At 32.7% G+C, this 9,625-nt stretch carries 4 protein-coding genes; 2 read left to right on the forward strand and 2 right to left on the reverse strand.

The window, feature by feature from the left end; all coding sequences use genetic code 11:
- On the reverse strand, positions 1–1,178 hold a 1,178-nt coding region (argS, locus tag ACHZC3_RS08405; protein ID WP_394759425.1), incomplete at its 3' end, for an arginine--tRNA ligase.
- A gap of 244 nt (positions 1,179–1,422) precedes the next feature.
- Between argS and ACHZC3_RS08410 the strand changes: the two genes are divergently transcribed.
- Both ACHZC3_RS08410 and ACHZC3_RS08415 read left to right on the forward strand, forming a co-directional pair.
- Positions 1,423–6,162 carry a choice-of-anchor L domain-containing protein gene (locus ACHZC3_RS08410; RefSeq protein WP_394759426.1) on the forward strand — a complete coding sequence of 1,580 codons (4,740 nt, stop codon included), beginning with the start codon at positions 1,423–1,425 and terminating at the stop codon, positions 6,160–6,162.
- Between the two features lie 176 nt (positions 6,163–6,338).
- A complete protein-coding gene (locus tag ACHZC3_RS08415) occupies positions 6,339–8,801 on the forward strand; it encodes a TonB-dependent receptor domain-containing protein (protein WP_394759427.1) in 2,463 nt (820 codons plus the stop codon).
- 55 nt (positions 8,802–8,856) lie between these two features.
- Here the strand turns inward: ACHZC3_RS08415 and ACHZC3_RS08420 are convergent.
- A partial coding sequence (locus tag ACHZC3_RS08420) for a 3-oxoacyl-ACP synthase III family protein (protein WP_394759428.1) occupies positions 8,857–9,625 on the reverse strand: 769 nt, incomplete at its 5' end.

Consider the following 9,625-nt stretch of genomic DNA (forward strand, 5'->3'; position numbering starts at 1 on the left):
CCAGAAGGTAATTCGACCATTCCGTAAGATAGATGAAATAAGCTTGAAGCCCAATCGAATCCTAATTTTTTAAGGATCAAGAACAAAACTCGAAAGTGATAATCTTGCTCATTACCAACAGTATAAACCATTCCACCAATATCTGAAAAATCTTTAACACGCTGAATGGCTGTTCCTATATCTTGTGTCATATAAACCGCTGTTCCGTCAGAACGCAATACAATTTTACGATCTAATCCGTCTTCGGTCAAATCGATCCAAACTGAACCATCAGGATCTTTTTCGAAAACACCTTTGTCTAATCCTATTTGAACTACTTCTTTTCCTAATAAATAGGTATTGCTTTCGTAATAATAAGAATCAAAATTGACTCCTAAATTTTTGTATGTTATTGCAAAACCATCATAAACCCATTGGTTCATGGTTTTCCAAAGTGCAATTACTTCTGGTTTCCCAGCTTCCCAATCAAGTAGCATTTGTTGGGCTTCAATAATAATTGGGGCTTGTTTTTTAGCTTCTTCTTCGGTTTTTCCTTGGGACATTAATTCGCTTATTTCTGCTTTATATGTTTTATCAAAAGCAACATAATATTTACCAACTAATTTATCTCCTTTCAAACCAGAAGTCTGTGGCGTTTCTCCATTTCCGAATTTCTGCCAAGCCAACATCGATTTGCAAATATGAATTCCTCTATCGTTGATGATTTGAGTTTTATATACTTTTTTACCTGAAGCTTTAATAATTTCGGCAACAGAATATCCTAATAAATTATTACGAACGTGACCTAAATGCAATGGTTTGTTTGTGTTTGGCGAAGAATATTCTACCATAATCGCTTTCTCACTTTCACCCGAAGTTACAAAACCAAATTGTTCGTCGGTTTTTATTCCGTTGAAGAAATTGATATAATATTCATTTGAAATTACAATATTCAAAAATCCAGAAACTACATTAAAACCTGTAACTTCGGTTACATTTTCGACTAAAAAACTTCCAATTTTATTACCTAAATCGGCTGGATTGCCTTTTATAACTTTTAATAAAGGAAAAATAACCATCGTAATATCGCCTTCAAATTCTTTCCTAGTTGACTGAAACTCGATTTTTTCGATTGTAACATCGAATAATTCTTGAATTGCTGTTTTGATACTTGGAATTAAAATTTCTTGTAGTGACATTTTTATTTTTATTTTAAGATGCCAAAGATAATAATATTTAATTGGAAAATTATTTGTAGCTTTATATGAAATAAAAACTATTTTTTTCGTTAAATTTAAGAATAATTCCTAATTATAATCTTCTTTTTTTTATATAATTTCCTGAGTATTATTGATTATCAAATTGTTAATATTAATACTTCGGCGACAAAATTTACTTTTAATCGATATTTTTTTATATTTTTGTCATATAAATTTTATTTCTATGAAGAAAGTTCTACACCTTATAACACTACTTTTTTCGATAGCTTGTTTTTCGCAAGCCATCACTGTAAACACGAGTACTTATACTGTCCCACAATTAGTTACTGATATTTTAGTAAATAAACCTTGTGTTCCCGTTACAAATATTACTTGGCGAACAGGAACCAATTTTGGTTCTACAAACGGAATTGGCTATTTTGATAATACAAATCCTGCTTTCCCATTAGCTAGTGGTGTACTTTTAACCACTGGAAATGTATTGAATTCTCCTGGACCAAACACAACGCAACTAAATGATGGGAATGCCGCCTGGACTGGTGATGCAGACTTAGAAGCAACACTTTTAGCTGCTGGAATTACAATGAATTCAACAAATGCAACTGTTTTAGAGTTTGATTTTGTCCCTTTCTCATCTAATTTCAATTTTCAATTTTTATTTGCTTCTGAAGAATATGGAAATTTTCAATGTCAGTTTTCTGATGCATTTGCGTTTTTATTAACCAATACTTCAACCGGAATTACTACAAATCTAGCAGTAGTTCCAAGTACTTTAACACCTATTTCGGTGGTTACTATTCGAGATTTTTTATACAACTCCTCTTGTCCTTCGGTTAATCCTAGCTATTTTGGAGCTTTCAATGGTGGATCTGGAGCAGCTGGTTCTGCAACAAATTTTAATGGACAAACAGTTGTTATGAATGCTTCGTCATCAACATTAATTCCAAATACAACGTATCATATTAAATTGGTTATTGCCGACAGACAAGATAATCAGGCTGATTCAGCTATATTTTTAGGAGCCAATAGTTTTAATGTGGGTCAAGATGTGTTGGGTCAAGATTTAACCATTGCAACAAATACTGCAATTTGCGAGAATAGCACACATACCATAACTTCTGGATTAGATCCATTAGTTTATTCTTTTGCATGGACACTTAATGGAAACCCAATAGGTGGAAATACTCCAAACTTAACTGTGAATCAGCCTGGAATTTATGGACTTACTTATACTATTATTGCTACTAATTGCGTGGTAACAACAGATTTTATTAATGTCGAATATTTTAATGCAATAACAACTCCTGATCCAGTAAATTTGTATAAATGCAATTCAGGCTTACCAAGCTATACTTTCGATTTGTCTTTTAATACACCTATTGTAAATATTGCTGGAACTCAAATCAGCTACCATGCTTCTTTAGTTGATGCAACTTCAAATAGTAATCCACTGCCGAATAGCTATACCGTTACAACTGCAAGTTTACCAGCTACAATATGGGTTAGGATTTTAGACCTAGCGACTGGTTGTACTATTACAAAAACGTTTCTATTAGCACTTACACCTCCTCCTGTTGCAAACAATCCAGGAAACATCACTTTGTGTGAAACAACATTAGGTTCAAGTACTGCCGATTTTAATTTAGCAACACAAACATCTGCAGTTTTAGGTGGTCAGTCATCAACAATATATAGTGTTTCTTATCATACAAATGCTGCTGACTCAAATGCTGGTACAAACCCAATAGATATTACGACGATTTTCCCTTCAGGAAATACAACTATATTTGTTAGAATTCAGAACAGTACTGATCCAGCTTGTTTCAACACTACGAGTTTTAACCTGATTGTTACACCAAGACCAGTACTAGATGCAATACCTAATCAGTATGTCTGCGTAAGTTATACACTACCTGTATTAGTTAACCCAGGCACGTATTATTCGGGTCCAAATCAAGGTTTACCTATTTTACCGCCTGGAACTGTAATAACAACTGATACAATAGTTTATATTTATCATGCTAACGGAGTATCTCCTAGTTGTCCATCAGAAAGAAGTTTCGAAGTAGAAATTGTCACAACATTAGATATAACACCAGCTGATGTAATTACTTGTGATCAATATTTATTACCAGTATTAGAATTTAACACTCGATATTTTACAGCATTAGGTGGTCCAACTGGTGGCGGAACTGAATTGTTTGGAGGCACAACTGTAATAAATACTCCAGGAGTAACAACAATTTATGTTTATTTTGTTTCAACAGAAACTCCTTCTTGCACGCTTCAAAGCCAATTTAATGTTACTATAAATGTTACACCAACTATAACTGGACCTTTTCCAACTATTTTTGACTGTGTATCTTATAATTTACCACCATTAACTGTTGGGGATTATTATACATTAGACACTACAACTGGTGTTTATACACTTGCTGTTTCCCCAATAATTACTACAACAACGCTATATGTTTTTGCTACAAGTAATACGTGTAGAACTACTGATATTGTTTTTACAGTTTATATTGGTACTTTAGGAATTACTGATATAACCGAGTGTTTGTCTTATACATTACCAACACTACCTATTGGAGAATATCGTGACGCACCAAACGGAGCTGGAAATATCATTCCCGCCGGAACCGTAATTACAAGTACAACAACTATTTACACTTATGTTCCTGGCCTACCTGCACCCAATTGTACCGATGATGATTTCTTTATAGTAACAATTCAAGGGCCATTTATAACGACACCAACAGATGTCACAACATGCGCAAGTTACTTATTACCAGTTCAGCCTGATGGAGCGGACTATTATGTGTTATCTGGCGGACCAGTAACACCTGGAAATGTTCAATTAATTCCAAATGTAGATTCAATAACGACGACGACTACAATTTATGTTTACAAACCATCAGCAGTAGTGGGATGTTTTAACGAAAAACCTTGGTTAATTACAATTAATCAAAGACCAATAATAGACTCAAGAGCCAATGTAGAACAGTGCGATTCATATATACTGACACCATTAACTAATGGGAATTACTTTGATGACCCAAATGGTATAAACCCGCTAGCTGCAGGAGATGTTATTAGCACAAACAACACAATTTATATTTATGCAGCGCATCCAAGTGATGCTACTTGTTTTAGTCAAAATTCATTTGACATTGCTATAAATGGTGTTGAAGCGGATCCTATTCCTACACCATTAAGTTATTGTAATAGTTTTACTTTTCCAGTTTTACCAACACCAAATAATTTTTATTACACATTACCTGGTGGCCCATTAGGTGGCGGAAGTATAATTCCTGCAGGAACTATAGTGAATTCAACGACTGTACAAGCAACTCCTTATTATATTTATTATGAGACAGGAGACCGATTAAACTGTAGCGATGAAAATCCATTCACTATCCTTATAAACAATACTCCGGTACTAACACCGGCAGTTCAAACTATAGTTAATGCATGTGATTTTTATACTTTGCAACCATTAACGATTGGGAAATATTATACATTATCTGGAGGACCTTCAGCTACAGGAAATACAGAAATTGTAGCTCCAATAACTTATAATTTGGCAAATCCTGCACCTACAACAATTTACGCTTATGCAGAAACTGGTACTACACCAAATTGTCCAATCGAACAACCAATAAATATTACTATTTTTAATGTTACTGAACCAGCAAATGTAACACGTTGTTCTAGCTATACATTACCTACTTTACCAGTTGGACAAAATTATTATTCAAGTACAGGTGGAGTTGGCTTGTTACCATCAAATGTGATATTTACAACACAAGATATTTATGTTTTCGGATTTTCATCATTTGTGCCAAGCTGTTCTGATGAATCTATGTTTACAGTAACAATCGTTCCAAGACCTATTGCAAATGCAGTAACAATACCTCAAGAGTGTGATACTTTTGGTGTAAATGATGGTGTTTTTCAGTTCGATTTGACGACATTAGCTATTAGAAATCAAGTTCTAAATGGACAAACACCTGATGCTGATTTTACCTTAACCTTTTACACTTCTCTAGCTGATGCAAATAATCCGTTAGCGACTCCAATAGCAACACCAGCAGCATATCAAAATGATAACCCGCTTATTGATAGTGTTTGGATTAGAATAACAAATAATACAATACCAACAGATCCTTGTTTTGACGTTGTTGAATTAAGGTTAATCGTAAATCCTTTACCTGAACCAGTTTTAGAACCTGAATATTTTATTTGTAAAGATCACAAAACTGGAACTTTATTAAATTTTGCAACTTTAGATCCTGCGTTGTCTGGTGCAAATTATTCATTCGAATGGACTTCCTTAGCAAATGGAACAACAATATTGGCTACAACACCTACGTATACTACAAATATACAAGATACTTATTCTGTAAAAGTTACCGATACTTCTGTAACTCCAAATTGTCCTAATACTATTACAACAAAAGTAACAGAATACGAACCTTATATAGAAATTGCATATAGTGATGCATTTGAGAATCCAACTTATATTATAGTAAACGTATTAGGTAATGGTTCCGGAAATTACGAATACCAGATTGATGGTTCTCCTTATCAAGACAGTAATATATTTTATAATGTAACTCCTGGAAATCATATTATTGCTGTAAATGATAAAAACGGACATTGTAATCCTGCGCCAACAAATGCAGAAATTGTAAACTACCCGAAATTCTTTACACCAAACGGTGATGGTTTTCATGAGACTTGGAATATTACGCATTTGAAAACAAGTAATCCAAATGCACCAATATCTATTTTTGACAGATTCGGGAAGTTTATCAAACAAATCACACCCACGACTGATGGTTGGAATGGAAAATTTAACGGACAACCTTTACCAGCTAATGATTATTGGTTTACAGTAGATTATAATGAAAAAGGTGCTTCCAAAGTATTTAAATCACATTTTACTTTAAAAAGATAATAAGTAAATTTTAATAAAAAAAACCTCGTAAACAATAACATTTACGAGGTTTTTTTTATTCTATAATCAATGTTAAACATTTCTTAAAATTGTAACATTTTGTTAAATCCCGAGTCTAGTAGATAGTAAATTTGCAAATCCAAATAATCATCAATCACAATCAAATAATAAAATCAATGAAATTAAAAATCTTTATCATTTGTATGCTAACACAGTTTGTTGGTTTACAAGCACAAACATCGGCTCCAGCAAATTTAAATTTAGGAAGTGTTTCTGGAAAAATAATTGACAAGAAAACAAACGAGCCAATTCCCTATGCATCGGTAAGTATAAAAGACGACGGAAAGATAATTTCTGGAGGAATTACGAAAGAAAATGGATCTTTTACTATTAAAAATCTTACGTTAAAAAATCTTACTATTGAAGTACAATTTATGGGATATAAAAAGTATATAAATACATTTTCATTATCTCCTGACAACAAAAGTCTAGCGCTAAAAAATATTGCCCTTGAAGAGGAAGCAACTGAACTTGAAAGCGTTTCAATTGTAAAAGAACGCTCTAGTATCGAACAAAAAATTGATCGAAAAGTTGTAAATGTTGGGAAAGATTTAATTTCTTCTGGAACAACAGCCTCAGAAATTTTGAACAATATACCAACTGTAAGTGTCGATCCTCAAACCAAAGAATTGAGTCTTCGTGGAAACAGCAATGTTAGAATTTTAATAGACGGAAAACCATCTAATATTGATGCAACGCAGTTATTGCAGCAAATTCCTTCTTCTTCTATAAAACAAATTGAATTAATTACTAATCCATCAGCAAAATACAATCCTGAAGGAATGAGTGGAATAATAAATATTATTTTGCACAAAAATGCAAATGATGGTTTTAATGGAAGTATTAATTCTGGGGTTACATTTGGCATCACTCCAAAAGTAAATACTGCTCTAAACTTAAATTATAAAGTAGGAAAAGTGAATTTTTATGGGAACTATGGTTTAAATCATGGAAAAAATGCCAATAATGGAAACATTAATAGTTTTAGGCCAAATTTAGAAAATGAGCAGACATTTCAATTCAAAAATTTGAATACTTCCCATTTAGTAAAAATTGGAATGGATTATTATATTAATGATAAAAACACATTGTCATTTTATACCAACCAGAATATTGTTAATGGAAGTGGAAACGGCCTTACTAATATAAATTATTTAGATAGTTCATTAAGTGATTCCCGACAATTATTTGATTCAAAATCTAATAACAACACACAAACTTATGATGTTGCTTTTAAACATGATTTTAATAAAAAAGGTGAAAATATAGAACTTCAAACTAATTTCTCGAACACTAAAAGTCCAGAAAATACTGATTATAACGAGACCGAAACAGTACCTGTTAAAACAACATTAAGAACAAATGATATTGTTCGAAATACGGATTATTTGCAAATTAATATCGATTATGTAAATCCGTTAACAGAAACTACAAAGTTAGAATTAGGAGCTGAAACTAGGATTCAAAATATTACAAATTATTTTGACGAAACTGCATTTGAAGCTACAGTACCGTACAGCAAAATAGGGAACTCAAATTTTGAATTCAGCAGAAATATTAGTGCTGTTTATACCAATTACAGCAAACAATGGAAAAAGTGGAGTGCACAATTTGGAGTTCGATTAGAGCATTATAACATTCAAGGGGATTTTAAAAATGTGGTGAATTCATCATTCCTAACTGAAAATTTGAATGATAACAATTCAATTGAAGATAATATAGTTTCAGTTTATCCGTCAGCTTTTTTTAATTATAAACCGAGTGACCAAAACTCATATAATTTTAATTTTTCAAGAAGAGTAGACAGACCAAATGTGGGACAAATTAGCCCGATTCGTGAGTGGACAACTCCATTAGTTGAATCACGTGGAAACCCAAACTTGCAACCACAATTCACAAATTCGTTTGAGGTAAATTACACTAGAACAGTAAAAATAGGCTCTATAACTACCGGCGTTTTCTACAGACAAATTAATGACGAGATTGGAAGAGTTATTTATAAAAATCCAGCCAATAATAGTCAAGATATCATTTCATACGATAATTTCGACAACAATAATGCTTTTGGTATTGAAGCTTCTACAAATTTAAAATTAGCAAAATGGTGGTCAGTAAATGCTAGTGCCGATTCGTATTTTAAAACCGTAAAAGGAACAGTACAAAACGCAAATACTGGTTTACAAGAAAAAGGAGAAATAGATGTTATAAGTTTTAACACTCGAGTAAATCAAACATTTACTGCGACTAAAAATTTAAAAGTTAATTTATTTGGAATGTATCGCGGTCCTGATTTAGGATTACAATTTGAAAGAAAACCTATGTATAAAGCAGATATAGGAGCAACTTACAGCATTCTAAAAGGAAAAGGAAGTATTACTGCTAGATTAAATGATATTTTTGACACAATGCATTTTGAATTCGATGGAAATATACCATACAGACAAGCAGGAGCTTTTTACTGGGAAAGTCAAACAGTATATGTAGGTTTTAATTATATGTTTGGTGGCGGAAAAAACAAAGCATTACAACGCAAACAACGTGATGCAAACGAAACCCAAAGTGGTGGTGGGTTATTATAAAAGCAAAAAGCTCCAAAATAATTTGGAGCTTTTTTTATGAAAATATTTTAATTAATTACCACTTAATAATTGCACTTGCCCAAGTAAATCCTGAGCCAAAAGCGGCTAAAACAACTGTATCTCCTGCTTTTATTTTTCCTTGTTCCCAAGCTTCCGTTAAAGCAATAGGAATAGATGCTGCAGTAGTATTTCCGTATTTCTGAATGTTATTAAAAACCTGATCGTCTGATAAATCAAATTTCTTTTGAATAAACTGCGAAATTCTCAAATTTGCTTGATGCGGAATAAGCATATCTATATCAGAAACTTTCAAATTATTGGCTTCTAATCCTTCGTTAATTACTTCCGAGAAACGAACAACTGCATTTTTAAACACAAATTGCCCATTCATATAAGGAAAATAACTTTCATCATCTGGGTTGTTATCTGCAATAATATCAGTAACCCAACGACCTCCCATTCCTGGTGCCAAAACCGATAATTCTTTTGCATATTCTCCTTCCGAATGCAAATGGGTGGAAAGTATACCTTTAGTTACATCTTCTTCTCTGCTTAAAACTGCAGCTCCAGCTCCATCTCCAAAAATAACAGAAACATTTCTGCCTCGAGTGGTCATATCTAATCCTAAAGATTGCACTTCTGAAGCAATCACTAAAATGTTTTTATACATTCCTGTTTTAATATATTGATCTGCAACTGACAAAGCATATATAAATCCAGAACATTGGTTTCTAACATCTAATGCGCCAATAGTCCTTAAACCCAATTCTTTTTGCACTGCAACTCCAGGTCCTGGAAAATAGTAATCGGGAGAGATTGTTGCA

It is taken from the genome of Flavobacterium sp., assembly GCF_043720215.1.
GTDB lineage: Bacteria > Bacteroidota > Bacteroidia > Flavobacteriales > Flavobacteriaceae > Flavobacterium.

Coding starts and splice junctions, on each gene's coding strand:
- ACHZC3_RS08410 (WP_394759426.1), top strand. CDS start 1,423: ATGAAGAAAGTTCTACACCTTATAACACTACTTTTTTCGATAGCTTGT.
- ACHZC3_RS08415 (WP_394759427.1), top strand. CDS start 6,339: ATGAAATTAAAAATCTTTATCATTTGTATGCTAACACAGTTTGTTGGT.